The organism is Streptomyces sp. NPDC001507 (assembly GCF_042894765.1).
Classification (GTDB): Bacteria; Actinomycetota; Actinomycetes; order Streptomycetales; family Streptomycetaceae; genus Streptomyces.
In genome coordinates this window covers 125602-146513 of record NZ_JBIAVV010000016.1, presented here as the reverse complement: position 1 = coordinate 146513, position 20912 = coordinate 125602, and the positions used below count along the sequence as shown (strand labels likewise).

Here is a 20912-nt window from a genome sequence, read left to right as displayed (position 1 = left end):
CCCGGCCACCACACGCCCCCCTCAACCCCAAACCCTCCACAAACAAACATCCCCGGGTCCCCCCCGCCCCCCCCCCGCGCCCGAGGCGCGCTCAGGTCACCGGCGTGCCCTGCTGCGGTCGAGTGCCGCGATCCCCAGCGCGGCCAGGGCGATCTGGATGAACCACTCGATCCAGTCGGGGCCCTTGGTGTCGGCCACGCCGAAGCCCGCCGCGAGCGCCGAACCCAGCAGCGCCGCCACGATGCCGACGACGATGGTCCACAGGATGCCGATGTGCTGGCGGCCGGGGACGACCAGGCGCCCCAGCACACCGATGATGAGGCCGATGATGATGGCGCTGATGATGCCCGAGATCTCCATTTCCGCCCCTCTTCGTCTGTACCCCGCTGCTGTCCAATCTGCCCGCTGAATCCGGCGGCAGTCCCGCCCGGTTGTTACAGCGGTTTTCTGTTCACCGACCTGACATGCCATGTACCTTTCAATGAGTTGACGCGTGTAGAAATCTCAAGCACGTTCTACGCGCGCAGAGTTGGCGCCCGCACCGCCTCTACCCCACCCCCTCACGGAGGTTCGCCGGATGCTTGGATCCAGCAGATCCCGCCACAGATTCACCACCGCCCTGGCCGGGTTCGGACTGCTCGTCACGGGAGCCGCCCTCCAGGTCGGCACCGCGGCCGCCCCCGCCCACGCGGCCACCACCTACCGCGTCCTGTTCGACGACGGCCACGCCGAGGAGGCCGGCAACGCGGACTGGATCATCTCCACCAGCAAGCCCGACCCGCTCGCCCAGGACTCCTCCCCGTCCTCGGAGACCGACTGGACCGGAGCGCTCTCCTCGTGGGGCGTGGCCCTCCAGAAGACCGGCAGCTACAGCATGAAGACGGCGACCAGCGCGCTCACCTACGGCGGTTCGTCGACGACCGACCTGTCGAACTTCGACGCGCTGGTCCTGCCCGAGCCGAACACGCTGTTCACGACCGCCGAGAAGACGGCGATCATGAACTTCGTGAAGAACGGCGGCGGCCTCTTCATGATCTCGGACCACACCGGGGCCGACCGCAACAACGACGGCTACGACGCGGTCGAGATCCTCAACGACCTGATGACGAACAACAGCGTCGACTCGACCGACCCGTTCGGCTTCTCGATCGACTCGCTCGACATCAGCTCCGGCTACCCGGCCGCGATCAGCGACAGCAGCAACGCGGTGCTGAACGGCTCCTTCGGCACGGTCACCAAGAGCCTGATCGCCGACGGCACCACCGCCACCCTCAAGCCCTCGGACAACTCCGCCGTCAAGGGCCTGGTGTACCGCAGCGGCTACTCCGGCAACACCGGCGCCTTCTTCGCCACCAGCACCTTCGGCAGCGGGCGGGTCGCGTTCTGGGGCGACAGCTCCCCGATCGACGACGGCACCGGCCAGTCCGGCAACACGCTGTACGACGGCTGGAACGACAGCGGCGCCACCAACGCGGCCCTCGCCCTCAACGCCACCGCCTGGCTCACCGGCGCGTCCAGCGGCAGCGGCGGTGGCGGTGGCGGCGGTGGGGGCGGCGGTGGCACCTGCACCTCCGCCCAGCTCCTCGGCAACCCCGGCTTCGAGTCCGGCAACACCACCTGGACCGCCAGCAGCGGGGTCATCACCAACTCCAGCAGCGAGGCGGCCCGCACCGGTTCCTACAAGGCCTGGCTCGACGGCTACGGGTCCGCCCACACCGACACGCTGTCCCAGTCGGTGACCATTCCGTCCGGCTGCTCCGCGACGCTCAGCTTCTACCTGCACGTGGACACCGCGGAGACCACCACCAGCACCGCCTACGACAAGCTGACGGTGACCGCCGGATCCACCACCCTGGCCACATACTCCAACCTCAACGCGGCCTCCGGATACGTCCTCAAGAGCTTCGACGTGTCCTCCCTGGCCGGCACCACGGCCACCATCAAGTTCTCCGGTGTCGAGGGCTCGACCCTCCAGACGTCCTTCGTCGTCGACGACACCGCGCTCAACGTGAGCTGACCGGGACGGACGGTTCCGGCGGCCCCGCCGGAACCGTCCGCTCCACCGCGTTCCAGCCGGAGACCCGCACCTGGGGAGACGACCCGTGCAGGTCCGCGGTCCGGTAGGTGGCCGTCAAGGCCGCCGACTCGCCCGGCCACAGGCTGACCGCGTTGTCCGACCACCGGACCGGCAGCACGGGCTTGCCGTTCGCGTCGACCAGATGGACGTCCGTCATCAGGGACGGGGTCTTGCCGGAACCCGTGTTGCGGACGGTGACCGTGGTCGTCGACGTGCCGTCGGCCTCCGTCGTCGACGCCGTCGCCGTGACCGGGACCTGGGCCATCGAGGACAGCCCCGTCAGGTCCGCGTAGCTCGTCGTCGGCGTGTGCCACCAGTCGGTCTTCGCCCAGTCGAGGGCGTCGGCCTTGGTGGAGAGCCAGTAGACGTTGCGGCTCACCTCCCGGCCGTCGGTGTCGGTCAGCGTCAGCCGGGCCAGGTAGGTGGACGCCAGCCCGCTCACGGATGCGGGCAGTGCGAGCGCGGTGCTGTGCGCGCCGTCGCCCTGGACCGAGACGCCGGTGACCGCCTTGTCGTACTTCTGGGTGCCGTCGGGGTTGAACAGGGTGGCCCGCACGGTGAGCCCGGAGACCGGCGTGGGCCGGTTGTTCACCACGGCCACCGAGCGGTCGTCGTAGGAATACTGGACGTGCAGCGGCTCGTTGGCCTTCTTCGCGCCGAAGTAGGCGCCGCCCTGGTCGAGGTAACGGTCCATCAGTTGCCAGTGCAGGGACGTCCAGCCGCTGTCGAACATCCAGTACACGACCCCGGTCGAGGGCTTCGAGGCGTCGGTCTGGTTGCGCTCGTACGCCTCGTACTGGGCGCGGACGTTCTCGTACTGGGCGAGCTGGGCCTTCCTGACGTAGTCGGTGAGGCTCTTCGGGGCGCCGTAGCGGCCGGTGAGGGCGGCGTCGTAGACCTTCAGGGTGCCGAAGGTCGCGGACGGCGAGCGGTGGTACTGCTTGGCGTCCGGGTTCTTCCAGAGGGTGTCGAGTTCGGCCGGGGACATCATCCGGCGCAGGGTGTCGAGGGTGGGGATGTCCGGTCCTGCGCTGGTCTCCGAGTTGAAGCCGGTGGCGCCGCCCTCGCGCTTGGCGTACCAGTAGCCCGGCGGGACCCAGTCGTAGGGGCCGGTCATCTTCATGCCCGAACCGCCCAGCTGGGGAGCCGACTTGTCGGAGGCGGCGGGCACCACAGGGACGGCCCAGTCGGCGGCGTCAAGGGCCTCCAGATAGCCCTTCTCGATCTTCGCGTCGGGCGCGGCGTCGCTGCCGATCAGGAAGGAGACCACGCTCGGGTGGTCCCGCAGCCGAGCGGCCTCGGCGGCCATCGAGGCCTGGGCGACCTGGTAGTCGGCGGCGGTCCACTTCTCACCGCTCTCTCCGGGGTTGGTCTGCCCCTCCCACTTGTCGCAGCACTCCCAGCCGGGCAGGGTGAGGACGCCGAGGCGGTCGGCGAGGTCGAAGAACTCGTCGGGCTCGATGTGGCCTTCAAGGCGGATGGCGTTGAGGCCCAGGTCCACGGCGTACTTGAGCCGGTCCTCGACGTACGCGCGGTCCCAGCGCAGGAACTCGTCCGGTGACCAGCCGCCGCCCTTGATCAGCAGCCGGCGGCCGTTGATCGAGTACTGGCGGGCGCCGTCGGAGTTCAGCGGGGCCCGGACGTCCCGGATGCCGAAGCTCTCGTGGGCGGTGTCCGAGGCCGTGCCGCCCACGGACGCGGTGAGGTCGAGGTCGTAGAGGGGCTGGCCGCCCATGCCCGCGGGCCACCACACCTTCGGGGAGGTCAGGTGCAGCGCCGGGGTGTCGGCGGGGGCGAAGGTGACGGTCCTGGTCTGGTGGGCCGCGAGCTCCACCGACCTGGTGAGGGCCACCCCGGCGACGGTGCCGGAGACCTCGGCGGTGACGGGGACGTCCGAGTCGTTGCGCGCCTGTGCCTGCACCGTCAGGTCGGCCGTCGCGAGGGACGGCACCGCGAGCTTCGTCACCACGTGCGCGTCGCGCAGCGCGACCGGACCGCCGCGCCGGACCAGGACGTCACGGACGATGCCCATGTTCTGGTCGGGCGGGGGCTGGAGCCAGTCGAGCCAGCCCATGGTGAGGTTCTTGTTGGGGTTGTTGGGCTGGATCCGGAAGGCCACCGTGTTCGTGCCCTCCTTCACCAGCGAGGTGACGTCCAGCTCGTGCCGGGTGTAGGCGCCGGTGACGTCGGCGGTGGTGGCGACCTGACGGCCGTTCACGTACACGTCGGCCGCCGAGATCACCCCGCTGAAGTCCAGGTAGGTGCGGTGCGCGGGATCCGTGAGCCTGAAGTCGCTGCGGTACCACCAGGGGACCTGGAAGGGCGACTTGGGGATCTTCTGGAGGTTGGTGGAGACGAACGGGTCGTCGTAGACGCCGTCGGCGAGCAGTGCGGCCAGGACCGTGGAGCGGGGGCCCGCCGGATACCAGCCCTTCGCCGGGTAGCCGGGGGAGGAGACCGCCGCCGCGGAGTCGCCCACGTCTGCCGTCGACCGGATCGCGTAGCCCGACAGCGGGGTCTCGGACCCGGCGGCGGACGGCACACGGGTGATCCGGGCGGATCCGTGGGCCGGGTCGCGGGCCCCGGCCCAGGCGCTGGTGTTGAGTGAGCAGAGCAGTCCCAGGGCCACGGCGGCCGTGGCGAGGCGGTGTCCGGGGGCGCGGCGAGGGAACACGATGGTCTCCAGGCTCGTAAAGTTAGGAAACTTTACTAACCCGGCTCAAGCTAGGGTGCCACGGAGACCGTGTCAATCACCGTGGCGGTCGCGCGAGTTGGTGGCGCGGTGCTCAGGAGGCGCCCGATCTGCGGTCGAACACCAGGTCACGGGCGGTGCCCAGGGCTGTCGCCACCGCGCCGAGGAGCACCGCGTCCTCGCCGAGCCGGCTCGGTGCCAGCTTCGGGCGCAGCGGGGTGAGGGTGCGCAGGTGTTCGCGCACCGGGCGCAGCAGCAGGTCGACGCTGTGGCCGACGCCGCCGCCGAGCACCACCAGGTCGGGGTCGAGCACGGCCGCGGCCGCGGCCACCGTGTGCGCGATCCGCTCCCCCTCGAGGCGTACCGCCTCGGCGGCGGCCGGATCGCCCAGGCGGGCCGCGTCGAACACGGACTTCGCGGTGAGCTGCCCGGTCATCCCCAGCCGCCGTGCGGTCTCGACCACGGCCACCCCCGACACCGCGTCCTCCAGCCGCTCGGGCTCGCGCTGCCGCCCCGGCCAGGGCAGGAAACCGATCTCCCCGGCGAGCCCGTGCGCCCCGGTGAACAGCCGCCCCTCGCTGACCACACCCATCCCGAGGCCGGTGCCGATCATGATGTACGCGAACAGCCGGCTGCCCGCCCCGACGCCGTACGTGTACTCGCCGAGGGCCGCCAGATTGGCGTCGTTGTGCACCTCCAGGGGGACCCCCAGCTCTTCGCGCATCCGGTCGAACAGGCCGGCGCGCCCCCACCCGGGCAGATGCATCGCGTACCGCACCCGGCGCTGCCGCTCGTCGTACACGCCCGGCGTGCCCACCACCCCGTGCACCACCGCGGCCGGATCCACCCCGGAGTTGGCGACCACCTGCCGGGCGGTGGCGACCAGCAGGTCGGCCATCGCGCCCGAACCCCGGGCCCGGTTGCGCACGTCGGAGCGGGCGACCAGGGTGCCGTCGAGATCGGCGACCGCCACCCGCAGCCAGCTGCGGCCCACGTCGACGCCGAGCGCGAATCCGGCCGCCGGGTCGGGCGCGTACAGGACGGCCGTGCGGCCGCGCTCCGGCACGTGGGTGCCGACCTCGTGGACCAGGCCCGCCGACTCCAGCGCGGCGAGCGCGCTGGACACCGTCGGCTTCGACAGGCCCGTCTCGCGGGCCAGCTGGGCGCGGGAGGCCGAACCGAGCAGGCGCAGCCGGTCAAGGAGCAGCCGCTCGTTGGCGCTGCGCAGGCGCCGCCGGCTCCAGGGCTGCTCCTGCTCCTCTACGACGTCGCTGGCGGCCATCGCACCATTCTCACCGATTCCCGACGCATACTTGACGCATCTAGTAAGGCTCCTTAACTTTATCGGCCATCCCGCCGAGTCGGCCTCCGCCCGTCGTACGCGTCCCCGCCCGCCTCCCCGTGTCCCGCCCAGGAGCCCTCATGTCTGCAGGTCCCGGTAGTCCCCTCGTCTCGGGCAGTGCGCCGCCGGCCGGCGGGTTCGTCCGCCGCGTCGGCCTGTTCCAGGCCACCGCCATCAACATGAGCCAGATGTGCGGCATCGGTCCGTTCGTGACCATCCCGCTCATGGTCGCCGCGTTCGGCGGCCCGCAGGCCGTGATCGGCTTCGTCGCGGGCGCGGTGCTCGCGCTCTGCGACGGCCTCGTGTGGGCCGAACTCGGCGCCGCGATGCCCGGCTCCGGCGGCAGCTACGTCTATCTGCGCCAGGCCTTCCAGTACCGCACCGGACGCCTGATGCCGTTCCTGTTCGTGTGGACGGCCATGCTCTTCATCCCGCTGATCATGTCCACCGGCGTGGTCGGCTTCGTCCAGTACCTGGGCTACCTCGCCCCCGGCCTCGGCCAGACCTCCGGCGACCTGATCGGGCTCGGCGTCATCGCCCTCGTGGTGCTCCTGCTCTGGCGCGGCATCGAGCACATCGCCAGGATCACCGCCGTCATGTGGACGGTGATGATCGCCTCGGTGCTGCTGGTGATCGTCGCCGCGGCGAGCGACTTCAGCCCGCACCTGGCCTTCACCTACCCGGCCCACGCCTTCGACCTGACGAGCGACCACTTCTGGCTGGGCTTCGCGGCGGGCCTGACCATCGGCATCTACGACTACCTCGGCTACAACACGACCGCGTACATGGGCGCCGAGATCAAGGAACCCGGGCGCGTCCTGCCGCGCTCCATCCTCTTCTCGATCCTCGGCATCATGGCGATCTACCTGCTGCTCCAGATCGGCACGCTCGGCGTCGTCGACTGGCACCGCATGACGAACCCGGACGACATCGCGTCGACCTCGGTGGCCTCGGCGGTCCTTGAGAAGACCTGGGGCAAGGGCGCCGCCGACACGGTGACCGTGCTGATCCTGATCACCGCCTTCGCCTCGGTCTTCACCGGCCTGCTCGGCGGCTCCCGGGTGCCCTACGACGCGGCCCGCGACCGGGTCTTCTTCCGCCCCTACGAGAAGCTGCACCCCAAGCACCGCTTCCCGATGCTGGGGCTCGCCACCATGGGCGTGATCACCGCGATCGGCTTCCTGATCGGCCGGCACACCGACCTGGCGACCCTGATCCAGCTGCTCACCACCGTGATGGTGATCGTCCAGGCACTGGCCCAGATCGTGGCGCTCACGGTGCTGCGCCGCCGGCAGCCGGCGCTGAAGCGGCCGTACCGCATGTGGCTCTACCCGCTGCCGAGCATCGTGGCCTTCGCCGGCTGGTGCGTGATCTACGGCTACGCAGACCGGAACTCCCCGGGCCGCCACCCCATCGAGTGGTCCCTGGCCTGGCTCGCCCTCGGCTGCGTGGCGTTCCTGGTCTGGGCGCGGCTGGAGAAGGTGTGGCCGTTCGGGGCGAAGGAGATCAGCGAGGAGTACCTGACTCCACAGGAGCCGGCCGTGGTGTAGTGTCCCGATCACACGTCAGCCTCGTCCGGCGGCCAACTGCCGCCGGACGAGGCTTTTTTCATGACCGAACCCACTGCAGCGGACGTCGTCGTCCGCCCCGCCGTCCCCGGGGACCGCCCCGCCGTCGACCGTCTGTGGCTGATGTTCCGCCACGACCTGTCCGAGTTCCGCGGGCTCCTGCCGAGGCCCGACGGCTCGTTCCGCGACGAGCGCGTCGAGGACGCGTTCGCCGCGCCCGGCTGGGCGCCCTATCTCTTCGTCAAGGGCGGGCACCCGGTCGGCTTCGCGTTCGTCCGGGCGCTGGACGCGCCCGTGCGGGTGCTCAACAGCTTCTTCGTGGTGCGCGGCGCGCGGCGGACGGGCATCGGGCTGGCTGCCGTCCGCGAGGTACTCGCCCGTCATCCGGGGCGCTGGGAGATCGCGTTCCAGTACGAGAACCCGGGCGCCGTCGCCTTCTGGCGACGGGTCGCGGCCGAGGCCGCGGACGGCGCCTGGACGGAGGAGGCCCGGCCGGTGCCGGGCATGCCGGAGCTGCCGCCCGACGTGTGGATCTCGTTCGGCACGGCTCCCCGAACCGCACCGTAGCGGCGGCCCGCATTGACATGCAGGCAATCGCCTGCATAACGTTGAGTAGTGCGATCAGAGGACGACAGCGGGATGGACCAGGTCTTCAGGGCGCTGGCCGACGACACCCGCAGACGGCTGCTGGACCGGCTGCACGAGCAGAACGGCCAGACACTGGGCGAGCTGTGCGAGCGCATCGCGATGACCCGGCAGTCGGTGACCCAGCACCTGGCCGTCCTGGAGGCCGCCAACCTGATCAGCACCGTGCGCCGGGGGCGGGAGAAGCTGCACTACCTCAATCCCGTGCCGCTCCACGAGATCCAGGAGCGGTGGATCGACAAGTTCGAGCGCCCGCGCCTGCGCGCGCTCGGCGACCTGAAGCGACGAGCCGAGGAAGCCATGAGCGACCAGCCCAGCTATGTCTACGTCACCTACATCGCCAGCACCCCCGAGAAGGTCTGGGACGCCCTCACGGACGCCGACCTGACCGCCGTCTACTGGGGGCACTCCAACGTCTCCGACTGGCGGCCCGGCTCCCGCTGGGAGCACGTCCGCACCGACGGCTCCGGCATCGCCGACGTGGTCGGCACCGTCGTCGAGAGCGACCGACCGACCCGGCTGGTCGCCACCTGGGCCGCGCCCGCGGACGAGGGCGACCCCGGCCGGCACTCCCGGGTCACCTTCGACATCCGCCCGCACGCCGACATCGTCAAGCTCACCGTCACCCACGAGGACCTCAACGACGAGGGCGAACTGCAGGGCATCTCGGCCGGCTGGCCGGCCGTGCTCTCCAACCTGAAGTCCCTCCTCGAGACCGGCAGCCCGCTCCCGCAGGAGCCCTGGCTGGTCCCCGGCCGCTGAGCGGACGCGCGGCGGGGCCGGTCCGCCGTCTTCGGACCGGCCCCGCGTCCTCCCTTCCAGGGGATGTCCGGTGTGCCTAGGTCATGGGCGTCCGCCTGGCCGCCGAAGCGGCGCACACCAGCCCGAGGCAGAGGGCCAGCGCGCCGATGATGACGTTGTTGATGATGACGCCCGTGTCCGGGCTGCTGCCGACCACCCAGGGGGCGATGATCATCCAGATGCCCAGTGCGCACATGGCCCAGCTGAGGCCGTACATGCGCTCCGGTGCCCTGGTGAAGCCCAGTGCCAGCAGGCCTATCGCGATGCCCATGATGAGGTTGTGGGGCACGAGCGCGGGCTGGCTCGCCGTGTAGTGGAGGATCCACGGGGACGCCGCGCAGTACAGACCGAGCAGGAACACCGGTCCGTCCACGAGCGCCACATCACGGCCGCCGAGCATGCGGGCGTAGCGCTCCCGCATCTCGGAGACATCAGGGTGGCTGGTTATGTCACTTCTGCCGTGCGAGACGTTGGCCATGACTCGTCTCCTTCTCGACTTGCAGGCCTGACCGCGTCTGGTGCGTGCGGTAAACGCCGCTAGATAGCATTCTGCTCTTATTTCTTCTTTATGTGTAGTTCTGGGCTCAGCCGCGCTCCCGCGCCTGCCGGAACCGGGCGAGGCCGTCCGCAAGGTCGACGATCGGCTCCGGGCAGCCGAGCGCCGCGCGGTCCGGGCCGCCGAGCCTCCAGGGCTCGTGCGCCTTCGCCCCCGGCAGCCCCGCCAACTCCGGCACCCGGCGCCGGACGTACGCGCCGTCGGGGTCGTAACGCTTCGCCTGGGTCACCGGGTTCAGGACCCGGTTGGGGCGGGTGCCGGTGCCCGCCACCCACTGCCAGTTGAGCCGGTTGTTCGCCACGTCCCCGTCGACCGGCAGCTCCAGGAAGTGCCGGGCACCCACCCGCCAGTCGATGTACAGCGTCTTGGCCAGGAAACCCGCCACCGGCAGCCGCCCCCGGTTGTGCATCCAGCCCTCGTGGCGCAGCCGGCGCATCGCCGCGTACACGACCGGGCAGCCGGTGCGCCCCGCCCGCCACGCGTCGACGTCCTCGTCCGAGCCGTCCAGGGCCGCCCGCAGCGGCGGACGGTCGTGCCGGCGCAGGTCGGCGGTGACCAGGACGACCGAGACGTTCATGGGACGGCCGGCTCCGGGGCGGTGCGGCGGCAGGCTGAGACGGCCCCACGCTCCCACCTTCCCGGGCCCGCGTGACGGACCGGCGGACCGGTGCCCATCCGGCGTTTCCGGCATGTCCGCGTCGATCGGGGGCAGCCGCAGGGAAAGGCGAAGACCGACTCGGGAGGTGCAGGATCACTATGAGCGCGAGGGTGCTGGAGCGATTTCCCGCCGGGGCTCCCCGGGGTTCGTGGCCGGCCGAGGAGTACGCGGCCCGGCGCCGGGCCGAGGGCGGCCGGGCGACCGTGGTGATGGACCTCGGCTCCGACGCCTTCCTGGTCGTCGAGCCAGGCCCGGACGACGACCGGCAGCCCGCCGCGGCGCGCGCTTCAGCGGGGAAGTGACTGCTCGGCCCAGATGGTCTTGCCGCGCGCGTTGTACCGCGTCCCCCAGTTCTGGGCGAGCTGGGTGATGAGGTAGAGGCCGCGCCCGCCCTCGTCCGTGTCCCGGGCGTGCCGCACATGCGGCGAGGTACTGCTGCCGTCCGAGACCTCGCAGATCAGGCTCCGGTCCCGGATCAGGCGCAGCGAGATCGGCGCACCGCCGTACCGCAGCGCGTTCGTCACCAGCTCGCTCACGATGAGTTCGGTGGTGAACGACTCCTCCGCCAGCCCCCACCGCGCCAGCTGACGTGCCGTCAGCTCCCGTGCCAGGCCGACCATCTGCTCCTGCGCCACGATCGGCCAGGTGACATGGGCGTCCGGGGCCAGACCGCCCATCCGGGCCACCAGGACCGCCACGTCGTCCTGGTGGCCCGGTGGCAGCAGCTCACCGACCAGCGTGTCGCACACCTCCTGCGGAGCGGCCGAGGCGGGGGTGCGGGAGAGCGTGGCGCGCATCCGGCGCAGCCCGGTGGCGAAGTCCTGAGCACGTGATTCCAGCAGCCCGTCCGTGTAGAGGACCAGGAGGTCCCCGTCGGCGAGGGCGATCTCGCGCTCCTCGAACACGACACCGCCGAGCCCGAGAGGCGGCCCGCCGGGCAGGTCCACGAAGTCGACGGCGCCGTCCGCGGAGACGACCGCCGGGGGCGGATGACCGGCACGCGCCAGCTGGCACAGCCGTGACACCGGGTCGTACACCGCGTACAGACACGTCGCCCCGGTCACCAGGGACGCCTCGTCGCCGCGCTCGTCGAGGAACCGGTTCATCTGGTCGTCCAGGTGGGCGAGGAGCTCCGCGGGGGACAGGTCGAGATCCGCGAGGGTGCGGACGGCACCGCGCAGCCGGCCCATGGTCACCGCCGACTGCAGCCCGTGCCCGACCACGTCGCCCACCACGAGCGCCACCCGTGCCCCGGACAGCGGGATCACGTCGAACCAGTCCCCGCCCAGCCCGGTGTGCTCGCTGGCCGGCAGGTAGCGGGAGGCCGTCCGCACCGCCGACGGCGACGGCAGTCGCTGGGGGAGCAGACTGCGCCGCAGGGTCCGGGCCGTCGTCCGCTCCCGGTGGTAGCGGCTGGCGTTGTCGACGCACGCCGCGGTGCGGGTCACGATCTGCTCGGCGAGCAGCACGTCCTCGGGCTCGAACCGGCGGTGGCTGCGCGAGCGCATGAAGAGGGCGGTGCCCAGGGCGACACCCCGCGCGAGCATGGGGACGAGCAGCCAGGAGTGCACGTCCGGTCCGGCGCCCGGTGCCCGTGCGGGGTCTGTGGCGGCCGGGCGCAGCTGCTCGTCCGCGAGGAGGACGGACCCGCCCTTCGCCAGGGCGTCGAGGAACGGCGAGCCGGGTGCCGTCGCCGCCGTGTCGAGCTCGCCCACCCGCACCGCCCGGACCCCGCCGGTGCCCGGGTCCGCGGCGGCCGCTGCGTCGGACGCGGCCCGGCGCAGCAGCGGGTGGCGCGGCCGTGCGTCGTCGGCCGGCTCCCGGTCGTCCGCGTCGGCACTGTCGGAGAAGACGGACTCCAGCAGGTCGACGTGGCAGGTGTCGGCGAACCGCGGCACCGCGACCTCGGCCAGCTCCCGGGCCGTCTGCCACAGGTCCAGGCTGGTGCCGATCCGGGTACCGGCCTCGTTGGCCAGGACCAGCCGCTCGCGCGAGCGGACCCGGTGGGTCACGTCGGTGATCACGTGGGCCAGCGCGATCACCGCACCGGACGGGTCCCTGAGCGGCAGGATCGACTCCGACCACACGTAGTCGTCGGGCGAACCGGGAACGGGGTGACCGACGACCTCGGTGTCGAGCAGAGCCTCGCCGGTCTCCAGCACCCGCCGCTGCCGCTCCTCCAGCGCGTCGATGTCCAGCAGGCCGGGCGGGGCCATCTCGCGCATCGTGTGCCCGGAGTACTCGGCGTCCCGGAACACCCCGGCGCGCCGCTGCGCCAGGTTCTGGGCGATGAACCGCTGCCGCGTGTCGAAGAGGTCGATGTGGAAGGGGATGTCGGTGAACAGCCCCTGCAACAGGGCCCGGCCGAACTCGAAGGTGCGGTACGACTGGGCGCCGGCCGCCTGGACCAGCCACCGCTGCTCGCCGTCCGCGGTGGTGAGGGAGCGCACCCAGACGTGGACCTCGACCCGTTCCCCGTCGCGCCGCCGCAGCACCAGCGGTCCCTCGCGGGCCCCCTCCTGCCACCGCCGGACCAGATGCGCGGCCTCGGCGCGGTCATGGAGCAGGTCGTCCGCGCGCCGCCCGAGCACCTCCCGAACCGGGTGGCCGAGCAGTGCCTCGGCGCCCGGGCCCCAGGCCGCCACCCGGCCCCGCGCGTCCAGCAGTGCCTCCGCCTCGCCCCCGGGCTCCGGGAGCTCGCCGCGGTCGTCGAAGGTGATGTCGCGCATCCTCACCTCGGGCACATCCGTGCCGGACTCGGGACGTGGTGGTTTGTGCTGTTTGCGTAATAAATGATACCTGCGGGTGGGGCGCCGACCCCTGGGCGCGCGGAGAAGGCGGAAGCGCCCGGTACCGGGTCGCCGACGGATTCTTGACCCCCGGTGCGGCCTCCGCGATGCTGTGTTGCGGAACACGAGATGCGTGCCGTATTGGGCAACATCTCGCCACCTCTCTCAGTCGAGGAGCGGCCATGTCCCAGCAGGTCCGTGCCGTCGTCGCGCGGAGCAAGGGCGCCCCCGTCAGCCTGGAGACCATCGTCGTGCCCGACCCCGGTCCCGGGGAGGCGCTGGTGCGGATCGAGGCCTGCGGGGTCTGCCATACCGATCTGCACTACCGCGAGGGCGGCATCGGCGACGACTTCCCCTTCCTGCTGGGACACGAGGCGGCGGGGGTCGTCGAGGCGGTCGGCGACGGCGTCACCGACGTGGCCCCCGGTGACTTCGTGATCCTCAACTGGCGTGCCGTGTGCGGGGCTTGCCGGGCCTGCCTGCGCGGGCGGCCCTGGTACTGCTTCAACACCCACAACGCCGCACAGAAGATGACCCTGACCGACGGGACGGAACTGGCGCCCGCCCTCGGCATCGGCGCCTTCGCCGAGAAGACGCTGGTGGCGGCCGGGCAGTGCACCAAGGTCGACCGGCGCGCGTCGGCGGCGGCCGCCGGGCTGCTGGGCTGCGGCGTGATGGCGGGCCTCGGTGCCGCACTCAACACCGGCGATGTCGGCCGCGGCGACAGCGTCGCCGTGATCGGCTGCGGAGGCGTCGGGGCGGCGGCCGTCCTCGGCGCGAACCTGGCCGGCGCGGCACGGGTCATCGCCGTGGACATCGACGACCGCAAGCTGGACACCGCGCGCGGGCTCGGTGCCACCCACACGGTCAACTCCCGCCGGACCGACGCCGTCGAGGCGGTGCGTGAGCTGACCGGCGGCTTCGGCGCCGACGTCGTCATCGAGGCGGTCGGCCGCCCGGAGACCTACCGGCAGGCCTTCTACGCCCGCGACCTCGCCGGCACCGTCGTCCTGGTCGGCGTGCCCACCCCCGAGATGAAGCTGGAACTGCCGCTCCTCGACGTCTTCGGCCGCGGCGGGGCGCTCAAGTCGTCCTGGTACGGGGACTGTCTGCCCTCCCGCGACTTCCCGATGCTCGTCGACCTGTACCTCCAGGGCCGCCTCGACCTGGACGCCTTCGTCACCGAGACCGTCCGACTCGACGAGGTCGAGAAGGCCTTCGAGCGCATGCACCACGGTGACGTGCTGCGCTCGGTGGTGCTCCTGTGACGGGCGTTCGCGTTCTCTGACCCACCGCAGGCGAAGCGGCCCTGCCCCGGTGACGGCACCGGGGCAGGGCCGTACCCGCACCTCACGCGGGGGCCGTTCGCCCTGCTCACGCCTGCTTTCGCGGGCGCTCCCGCAGGCTCTGGGGGCCACCGCCGTGACCGGTGCGAACCGGCGCGTGAACTCCTTGACAACGCTTCGCGGCGGCCCGCAGACTGACGTTGCGCTAACCGCAATCCGTTTCGCTATACGCACCGAGGTGTCATGATGATTCCCGCGTGCCGTCTCGCGGATCTGCCGCGAGGCGAGGCCCACCGGCTCGACATCGACCCGCCCGTCTCGGTGTTCCACACCGATGACGGCGAGCTCTTCGCCATCGACGACACCTGCACCCACCAGGACGCCTCGCTCGCCGACGGCTGGCTGGAGGGCTGCGAGGTGGAATGCCCCCTGCACGCCTCCAAGTTCGACCTGCGCACCGGTGCCGTGGACGCACCCCCGGCCAAGCTCCCGGTCCGCACCCACGAGGTCGTCGTGGAGGACGGCACGGTCTACGTCCGGCTCTCCGCCGACGCGCCCAACCTGCCGCCGTGCGTCACCGCCCGCCTCGCCGGGGGCGCGGCGTGAGGACCGTCGCCGTGGTGGGCGCCTCGCTGGCCGGACTGTCGGCCGCGCGCTCGCTGCGGCAGCGGGGGTACGACGGCCGGCTGGTCGTCGTCGGCGACGAGCCCCACCGCCCGTACGACAGGCCCCCGTTGTCCAAGGAGTTCCTGGCCGGCACCCTCGGCGAGGCGGACCTGGCACTGGAGCGCGACGACGAGGACCTCGGGGCGCAGTGGCTGCTCGGCTCCCGGGCCGTCGGTCTCGACCGCACCCGGCGGGCGGTCCGGCTCGCCGACGGCCGTGAGGTCCGGGCCGACGGCCTGGTCCTCGCGACCGGCGCCGCCGCCCGTACCCTGCCGGGCACCGCGGGCCTCGCCGGCGTCCACACGCTGCGCACCCTCGACGACGCCCGCGCGCTGCGGGCGGACCTCGCCCGCGGCGGGCGTCTGGCGGTGATCGGCGGCGGGTTCGTCGGTGCCGAGGTCGCCTCCACCGCGTACGCCCTCGGCCTGGACGTCACCGTGATCGAGGCGGCCCCGACCCCGCTGGCCGGGCCGCTCGGCGAGGCCATGGGTGCCGTGGTCTCCGCACTCCACGCCGACCACGGGGTACGGCTGTTGTGCGGGGTGGGGGTCAAGGGGCTGAGCGGTGAGCGCCAGGTCGAGGGCGTGCTCCTGGAGGACGGCCGCTGCGTGGCCGCCGACACCGTCGTCGTCGGCGTCGGGGCCCGTCCCTGCGTCGAGTGGCTGCAGGGTTCCGGCGTCGCACTCGACAACGGCGTGAAGTGCGGCGCCGACGGCCGCACCAGCATGGCCGGGGTGGTCGCCGTCGGCGACTGCGCCAACTGGTACGACCCGCGCACCGGCACCCACCGCAGGATCGAGCACTGGACCGGCGCGCTGGAGCGGCCGGACGCCGCCGTCGCCACCCTGCTCGCGCACGGCGCGCGGGAACCGGGCACGCCCCGGCCGCCGTACTTCTGGTCCGACCAGTACGGCGTGAAGATCCAGTTCGTCGGCCACGCCACCGGGGCCGACAGCGTCACGGTCGAGGAGGGCTCGACCGACGACCGCAGCTTCCTCGCCGTGTACCGGCGCGCGGGCCGGCCGGTCGCCGTGCTCGGGATGAACCAGCCGCGGCTGTTCACCCGGGCCCGCAAGCAGTTCGGCACCGCCGCGTCCTGACCCGGCGCCCGCGCCACCCGTCCGATCCACGACGTCCTCCGAGGAGAGCACCGTGACCTCGACCAGCCTGCCGGACAGCCTGATCGCCACCCTCCCCGGCTCCGCCTACACCGATCCCGGGATCTTCGCCCAGGAGCAGGAGCGCATCTTCGAGACGATGTGGTTCTGCGTGGCCCGCGCCGCCGAGCTGCCGAAGCCCGGCGCGTTCCGCACCGTCGACGTGGGCCGCGAGAGCATCCTCGTCACCCGGGCCCGGGACCGGTCGGTCCGCGCGTACTTCAACGTCTGCCGGCACCGGGGCGCCAAGCTCTGCACCGAGGAGACCGGCGAGGTCGCACGCGCCTTCCAGTGCCCGTACCACGCCTGGACCTACGGTCTCGACGGCAAGCTGGTCGCCGCGCCCAACCTCACCAAGATGCCCGACGTGGGCCGGACCGAGTTCGGCCTGGTGAACGTGGCCGTCCGGGAGTGGCTCGGCTACGTGTGGGTGTGCCTCGCGGAGAACCCGCCGTCCTTCGAGGAGGACGTGATCGGGGCGGCCGTCGAGCGGCTGGGCGACGTCGAGTCGATCGAGCGCTACGGCGTCGAGGACCTCTCCGTCGGCAGGCGGATCGTCTACGACGTCAGGGCCAACTGGAAGCTCATCATCGAGAACTTCATGGAGTGCTACCACTGCGCCACGATCCATCCCGAACTCACCGAGGTGCTGCCCGAGTTCGCCGACGGCTACGCGGCCCAGTACTACGTGGGGCACGGCGCGGAGTTCGGCGCGGACGTCCAGGGGTTCACCGTCGACGGCTCCGAGGGGCTCGACCGCATCCCGGGGGTCTCGGCGGACCAGGACCGGCGCTACTACGCGATCACCGTCAAACCGCAGGTGTTCATCAATCTGGTCCCGGACCATGTGATATTCCACCGGATGTATCCGGTGGCCGTCGACCGCACGATCGTCGAGTGCGACTGGCTCTACCTCCCGCACGTCGTCGACAGCGGCAAGGACGTCAGCCGGTCCGTGGAGCTCTTCGACCGGGTCAACCGCCAGGACTTCGAGGCCTGCGAGCGCACGCAGCCCGGCATGAACTCACGGCTGTACGCCAAGGGCGGGGTGCTGGTGCCCAGCGAGCACCACATCGGCGCCTTCCACGACTGGGTCCACGAACGGCTCGGCACCCGGCAGCCGGAGTGACGCCGTGGCCCGCGCGGAAGGGCCGGACGCGGGCCCCACGACGGCCGGCCGGCGGGCGCTCAGCCCAGGTACCCCATGCGGTGGCTGATCTCCTCCGCGCCCTTGACCAGCACCGGGGCCAGCTCGTGCATGCGCTCCTCGGTGAACCGGTAGGACGGCCCGGACGCGCTGATCGAGGCGATGACCGCCCCCTCCCGGTCCCGGATCGGCGCGGCCATCGCGTGCAGCCCGATCTCCAGCTCCTCCAGCGTCCAGGCGTAACCGCGCTCCCGGGCCTCGGCGAGGTTCTTCTCCAGCTTCGCCTTCGAGGAGATGGTGTGCGGGGTCAGCTTCTTCAGGCCCCCGTCCGAGATCAGCGCGGCGCGCTCCGCGGCGGGCCGGTGGGCCAGCATGATCTTGCCGCTGGAGGTGGCGTGCAGCGGGGTCAGCTGGCCGACCCAGTTGTGCGCGCTGACGGCGGCGGCGCCGCGCACCTGGTAGAGGTTGATCGCGTAGTGCTCCTGCATCACCGCGATGTTGACCGTCTCGCCGATCTCCTCGGCCAGCCGCTCGCACACCGCCCGGCCCTGCTGGGTGACGTCGATGCGTCCCGTCACGGCGCCGGCCAGGCGTACGATGCCGAAGCCGAGCGAGTACTTGCCCCGCTCGCCCGACTGCTCCACGAGACCGCGCGCCTCCAGGGCGCCGAGCAGCCGGAACGCGGTCGACTTGTGAACATCGATCTCGGCGGCCACCTCGCTGACGCCCGCCTCGCCGCGCTGGGCCAGGATCTCCAGGACGCTGATGGCGCGGTCGACGGACTGCACGCCCCCAGAGGATGAGCCGTTCGTTTCGGTATCCGGACTGAAGTTGCTCATAGCGAAACTATACGCGCAGTAAACAACGCACTCCAAGTAACGCGATGTGAACAAAGATCTTACAAGTTGCGTTGTTCGCAACCTGGTGCGTATAGCGATACCCGTACTAGCATGCCGCGCAATCGACGGCGCGAGCGAGACGAGGCACCATGGCTCCCTTGCAGTACGACTTCGTCATCGTCGGCGGCGGCTCGGCCGGCAGCGCACTGGCGAACCGGCTCTCGGCCGACCCCGGCAACCGGGTGCTCGTCCTGGAGGCAGGCCGCCCCGACTATCCGTGGGACGTCTTCATCCACATGCCCGCGGCGCTCACCTACCCCATCGGCAGCCGCTTCTACGACTGGAAGTACGAGTCCGAGCCGGAGCCCCACATGGGCGGCCGCCGGATCTACCACGCCCGCGGCAAGGTGCTCGGCGGCTCCAGCAGCATCAACGGCATGATCTTCCAGCGCGGCAACCCCATGGACTACGAACGCTGGGCCGCCGACCCCGGCATGGAGACCTGGGACTACGCCCACTGCCTGCCGTACTTCCGCCGGATGGAGAACTGCCTGGCCGCCGGCCCGGACGACGAGTTCCGCGGCCACGACGGCCCCCTGGTCCTGGAACGCGGGCCCGCCACCAACCCGCTCTTCTCCGCCTTCCTCAAGGCCACCGAGGAGGCCGGTTACGCCCCCACCGACGACGTCAACGGCTACCGGCAGGAGGGCTTCGCCAAGTTCGACCGCAACGTCCACCGCGGCCGCCGCCTGTCCGCGTCGAAGGCGTACCTCAAGCCCGCCAGGAAGCGCCCCAACCTGACCGTGAAGACCCGCGCCCTGGTCACCCGCGTCCTCTTCGAGGGCAAGACGGCCGTCGGCGTCGAGTACCGGCGCGGCAAGGGCGCCCTCCAGCAGGTCCGCGCCAGGGAAGTGATCCTCTGCGGCGGCGCGATCAACTCCCCGCAACTGCTCCAGCTCTCCGGCGTCGGCAACGCGAAGGAGCTGAGCGCCCTCGGCATCGACGTCGTCCACGACCTGCCCGGCGTCGGCGAGAACCTCCAGGACCACCTGGAGGTGTACATCCAGTACGCCTGCAAGCAGCCCGTCTCCGTGCAGCCGTACCTCGCGAAGTGGCGGGCCCCCTTCATCGGCCTGCAGTGGCTCTTCCGCAAGGGTCCGGCCGCCACGAACCACTTCGAGGCCGGCGGCTTCTGCCGCAGCAACGACGACGTGGACTACCCCAACCTGATGTTCCACTTCCTGCCCGTCGCGGTCCGCTACGACGGCTCCGTGCCGGCCGGCGGCCACGGCTACCAGGTGCACGTCGGCCCCATGTACTCCGACGCCCTCGGCTCGGTGAAGATCAGGAGCAGGGACCCGCGCGAACACCCGGCGCTGCGCTTCAACTACCTCTCCACCGAGCAGGACCGGCGCGAGTGGGTCGAGGCGGTCAGAGTCGCCCGCAACCTCCTCAACCAGCCGGCACTGGCCCCCTACAACGACGGGGAGATCTCGCCGGGCCCGTCCGTGGCGACCGGCGAGGAGATCCTCGACTGGGTCGCCAAGGACGGCGAGACCGCCCTGCACCCCTCCTGCACCTGCAAGATGGGCACCGACGAGATGTCCGTCGTCGACCCGACCAGCATGCGGGTGCACGGCGTGGAGGGACTGCGGGTGGTGGACGCGTCGGTGATGCCGTACGTCACCAACGGCAACATCTACGCCCCCGTGATGATGATCGCCGAGAAGGCGGCCGACCTCATCCTCGGCCAGGAGCCGCTGCCGCCGTCCAAGGCCGTGTACTACCGGCTCCGCGACGCCCAGAAGCAGGCAGGGTAGACCGCCATGGGCGCCGAGGCCCTGCGGGCGCTGCTCGCCCGCGTCCGCTACGAGGTGCTGCCGGCGCGGGCGACCGAGGAGAAGGTCCTCGCCCACGTGCCGCGCGACGTCGTCGTCACGGTCACGGCGTCGCCGGTCAAGGGCCTGGAACCGACCCTCGCCCTCACCGAGCGGCTCGCGGCGCACGGTTACCGCGTCGTCCCGCACGTGCCCGCGCGCCTGCTCCGCGACGACACGCACCTCAAGGACGTCATCGAGCGGCTGCGCGCGGCCGGCGTCGACGACCTCTTCGTCCCGGCGGGCGACGCCGATCCGCCCGCCGGGACGTACGAGGGAGCCCTGCCGGTGCTGCGCCGGCTGACCGAACTGGGCAGGCCCTTCACGGAGACGGGGATCACCGGCTACCCGGAGAGCCATCCCCTCATCCACGACGACCTCACCGTCCAGGCGATGTGGGACAAGCGCGCGCACGCCACCTACATCGTCAGCAACCTCTGCTTCGACCCGCGCGTGCTCGGCGACTGGCTCACCCGGATCCGGCGCCGTGACGTCACCCTGCCCGTGTACGTCGGCGTCGCCGGACCGATTCAGCGGGCCAAGCTGCTGACGACGGCCACGAAGATCGGGGTGGGGGAGTCGACCCGCTTCCTCACCAGGCACGCCTCCTGGTTCCTGCGCCTCGCCGCACCCGGCGGCTACGACCCCGGGCGGCTGCTCACCCGGGGCGCGGAGGCGTTCACCGCGCCGTCGGCGGGCGTGGCGGGCCTCCACCTGTTCACCTTCAACCAGGTTGCCGAGACCGAGCGGTGGCGCCGTGCGCTGCTGGACCGGCTGGGCGGCTGACCGGTTCCCGATGGCGCCGCTTTCGC

General features: G+C 71.6%; 17 protein-coding genes and 1 pseudogene. 11 read left to right on the top strand and 7 right to left on the bottom strand.

Features of this window, described 5'->3' with window-relative positions; translation table 11 throughout:
* Nucleotides 1-96 precede the first annotated feature (96 nt).
* Nucleotides 97-360, bottom strand: a complete 264-nt coding sequence (locus ACFY0K_RS41455; protein WP_351961003.1) for a GlsB/YeaQ/YmgE family stress response membrane protein — start codon at nt 358-360, stop codon at nt 97-99.
* A gap of 217 nt (nt 361-577) precedes the next feature.
* Between ACFY0K_RS41455 and ACFY0K_RS41450 the strand changes: the two genes are divergently transcribed.
* On the top strand, nt 578-2017 hold the full coding sequence (locus ACFY0K_RS41450) for a hydrolase (protein WP_390644228.1): 1440 nt from the start codon (nt 578-580) through the stop codon (nt 2015-2017).
* On the opposite strand, the gene ACFY0K_RS41445 is transcribed toward ACFY0K_RS41450, so the two are convergent.
* Both ACFY0K_RS41445 and ACFY0K_RS41440 read right to left on the bottom strand, forming a co-directional pair.
* Nucleotides 2004-4751, bottom strand: coding sequence for an exo-beta-D-glucosaminidase (locus ACFY0K_RS41445; RefSeq protein ID WP_390644227.1), 2748 nt, complete (start codon nt 4749-4751; stop codon nt 2004-2006). The two genes, ACFY0K_RS41450 and ACFY0K_RS41445, sit on opposite strands and share 14 nt — an antisense overlap.
* Nucleotides 4752-4863: 112 nt before the next feature.
* Nucleotides 4864-6051 carry an ROK family protein gene (locus ACFY0K_RS41440; RefSeq protein ID WP_390644226.1) on the bottom strand — a complete coding sequence of 396 codons (1188 nt, stop codon included), beginning with the start codon at nt 6049-6051 and terminating at the stop codon, nt 4864-4866.
* A gap of 140 nt (nt 6052-6191) precedes the next feature.
* On the opposite strand from ACFY0K_RS41440, the gene ACFY0K_RS41435 reads away from it, so the two are divergent.
* The 3 genes from ACFY0K_RS41435 to ACFY0K_RS41425 all read left to right on the top strand — a co-directional run bounded on the left by ACFY0K_RS41435 (nt 6192) and on the right by ACFY0K_RS41425 (nt 9086).
* Nucleotides 6192-7661 (top strand): APC family permease, encoded by a 1470-nt coding sequence (locus ACFY0K_RS41435; RefSeq protein WP_390644225.1) that lies wholly within the window; start codon nt 6192-6194, stop codon nt 7659-7661.
* Between the two features lie 60 nt (nt 7662-7721).
* On the top strand, nt 7722-8246 hold the full coding sequence (locus ACFY0K_RS41430) for a GNAT family N-acetyltransferase (RefSeq protein ID WP_390644224.1): 525 nt from the start codon (nt 7722-7724) through the stop codon (nt 8244-8246).
* Between the two features lie 72 nt (nt 8247-8318).
* Nucleotides 8319-9086 carry an ArsR/SmtB family transcription factor gene (locus ACFY0K_RS41425; RefSeq protein ID WP_390644323.1) on the top strand — a complete coding sequence of 256 codons (768 nt, stop codon included), beginning with the start codon at nt 8319-8321 and terminating at the stop codon, nt 9084-9086.
* A 76-nt stretch (nt 9087-9162) separates the two neighbouring features.
* Here the strand turns inward: ACFY0K_RS41425 and ACFY0K_RS41420 are convergent, their stop codons facing one another.
* Together ACFY0K_RS41420 and ACFY0K_RS41415 are read right to left on the bottom strand one after the other, a co-directional pair.
* Nucleotides 9163-9603, bottom strand: coding sequence for an SPW repeat protein (locus ACFY0K_RS41420; RefSeq protein WP_256215609.1), 441 nt, complete (start codon nt 9601-9603; stop codon nt 9163-9165).
* 106 nt (nt 9604-9709) lie between these two features.
* A pseudogene (locus ACFY0K_RS41415) lies at nt 9710-10234 on the bottom strand (FAD-binding domain-containing protein); the annotation flags it as partial.
* A gap of 203 nt (nt 10235-10437) precedes the next feature.
* On the opposite strand from ACFY0K_RS41415, the gene ACFY0K_RS41410 reads away from it, so the two are divergent.
* On the top strand, nt 10438-10641 hold the full coding sequence (locus tag ACFY0K_RS41410; RefSeq protein WP_352358230.1) for a hypothetical protein: 204 nt from the start codon (nt 10438-10440) through the stop codon (nt 10639-10641).
* Here ACFY0K_RS41410 and ACFY0K_RS41405 read toward each other — a convergent pair.
* On the bottom strand, nt 10627-13068 hold the full coding sequence (locus tag ACFY0K_RS41405; protein ID WP_390644221.1) for a SpoIIE family protein phosphatase: 2442 nt from the start codon (nt 13066-13068) through the stop codon (nt 10627-10629). The two genes, ACFY0K_RS41410 and ACFY0K_RS41405, sit on opposite strands and share 15 nt — an antisense overlap.
* A gap of 242 nt (nt 13069-13310) precedes the next feature.
* Between ACFY0K_RS41405 and ACFY0K_RS41400 the strand changes: the two genes are divergently transcribed.
* The 4 genes from ACFY0K_RS41400 (at nt 13311) to ACFY0K_RS41385 (ending at nt 17366) form a co-directional block, all read left to right on the top strand.
* Nucleotides 13311-14396, top strand: a complete 1086-nt coding sequence (locus ACFY0K_RS41400; protein ID WP_390644220.1) for an S-(hydroxymethyl)mycothiol dehydrogenase — start codon at nt 13311-13313, stop codon at nt 14394-14396.
* Nucleotides 14397-14657: 261 nt separating this feature from the next.
* Nucleotides 14658-15020: a bifunctional 3-phenylpropionate/cinnamic acid dioxygenase ferredoxin subunit gene (locus tag ACFY0K_RS41395; protein ID WP_382724649.1), complete on the top strand. Its 363-nt coding sequence runs from the start codon at nt 14658-14660 to the stop codon at nt 15018-15020.
* On the top strand, nt 15017-16180 hold the full coding sequence (locus ACFY0K_RS41390; protein WP_390644219.1) for an NAD(P)/FAD-dependent oxidoreductase: 1164 nt from the start codon (nt 15017-15019) through the stop codon (nt 16178-16180). The genes ACFY0K_RS41395 and ACFY0K_RS41390 overlap by 4 nt, the downstream gene beginning before the upstream one ends.
* A 52-nt stretch (nt 16181-16232) precedes the next feature.
* Complete coding sequence (locus ACFY0K_RS41385) at nt 16233-17366, top strand: aromatic ring-hydroxylating dioxygenase subunit alpha (protein ID WP_390644218.1); 1134 nt, start codon at nt 16233-16235, stop codon at nt 17364-17366.
* 59 nt (nt 17367-17425) lie between these two features.
* Here ACFY0K_RS41385 and ACFY0K_RS41380 read toward each other — a convergent pair whose 3' ends face one another.
* Complete coding sequence (locus ACFY0K_RS41380; RefSeq protein ID WP_390644217.1) at nt 17426-18223, bottom strand: IclR family transcriptional regulator; 798 nt, start codon at nt 18221-18223, stop codon at nt 17426-17428.
* A gap of 149 nt (nt 18224-18372) precedes the next feature.
* Between ACFY0K_RS41380 and betA the strand changes: the two genes are divergently transcribed.
* Together betA and ACFY0K_RS41370 are read left to right on the top strand one after the other, a co-directional pair.
* On the top strand, nt 18373-20043 hold the full coding sequence (betA, locus tag ACFY0K_RS41375) for a choline dehydrogenase (RefSeq protein WP_390644216.1): 1671 nt from the start codon (nt 18373-18375) through the stop codon (nt 20041-20043).
* Between the two features lie 6 nt (nt 20044-20049).
* A complete protein-coding gene (locus ACFY0K_RS41370) occupies nt 20050-20886 on the top strand; it encodes a 5,10-methylenetetrahydrofolate reductase (RefSeq protein ID WP_390644214.1) in 837 nt (278 codons plus the stop codon).
* The last annotated feature ends 26 nt before the right edge of the window (nt 20887-20912 follow it).

Excerpts from the sequence above, each read along its gene's own strand:
- ACFY0K_RS41430 (WP_390644224.1), top strand. The coding sequence starts at position 7,722 with ATGACCGAACCCACTGCAGCGGACGTCGTCGTCCGCCCCGCCGTCCCC.
- ACFY0K_RS41410 (WP_352358230.1), top strand. The coding sequence starts at position 10,438 with ATGAGCGCGAGGGTGCTGGAGCGATTTCCCGCCGGGGCTCCCCGGGGT.
- ACFY0K_RS41420 (WP_256215609.1), bottom strand. The coding sequence starts at position 9,603 with ATGGCCAACGTCTCGCACGGCAGAAGTGACATAACCAGCCACCCTGAT.
- ACFY0K_RS41380 (WP_390644217.1), bottom strand. The coding sequence starts at position 18,223 with ATGAGCAACTTCAGTCCGGATACCGAAACGAACGGCTCATCCTCTGGG.
- ACFY0K_RS41440 (WP_390644226.1), bottom strand. The coding sequence starts at position 6,051 with ATGGCCGCCAGCGACGTCGTAGAGGAGCAGGAGCAGCCCTGGAGCCGG.
- ACFY0K_RS41450 (WP_390644228.1), top strand. The coding sequence starts at position 578 with ATGCTTGGATCCAGCAGATCCCGCCACAGATTCACCACCGCCCTGGCC.
- ACFY0K_RS41405 (WP_390644221.1), bottom strand. The coding sequence starts at position 13,068 with ATGCGCGACATCACCTTCGACGACCGCGGCGAGCTCCCGGAGCCCGGG.
- betA (WP_390644216.1), top strand. The coding sequence starts at position 18,373 with ATGGCTCCCTTGCAGTACGACTTCGTCATCGTCGGCGGCGGCTCGGCC.
- ACFY0K_RS41425 (WP_390644323.1), top strand. The coding sequence starts at position 8,319 with ATGGACCAGGTCTTCAGGGCGCTGGCCGACGACACCCGCAGACGGCTG.
- ACFY0K_RS41400 (WP_390644220.1), top strand. The coding sequence starts at position 13,311 with ATGTCCCAGCAGGTCCGTGCCGTCGTCGCGCGGAGCAAGGGCGCCCCC.
- ACFY0K_RS41455 (WP_351961003.1), bottom strand. The coding sequence starts at position 360 with ATGGAGATCTCGGGCATCATCAGCGCCATCATCATCGGCCTCATCATC.
- ACFY0K_RS41435 (WP_390644225.1), top strand. The coding sequence starts at position 6,192 with ATGTCTGCAGGTCCCGGTAGTCCCCTCGTCTCGGGCAGTGCGCCGCCG.
- ACFY0K_RS41395 (WP_382724649.1), top strand. The coding sequence starts at position 14,658 with ATGATGATTCCCGCGTGCCGTCTCGCGGATCTGCCGCGAGGCGAGGCC.
- ACFY0K_RS41370 (WP_390644214.1), top strand. The coding sequence starts at position 20,050 with ATGGGCGCCGAGGCCCTGCGGGCGCTGCTCGCCCGCGTCCGCTACGAG.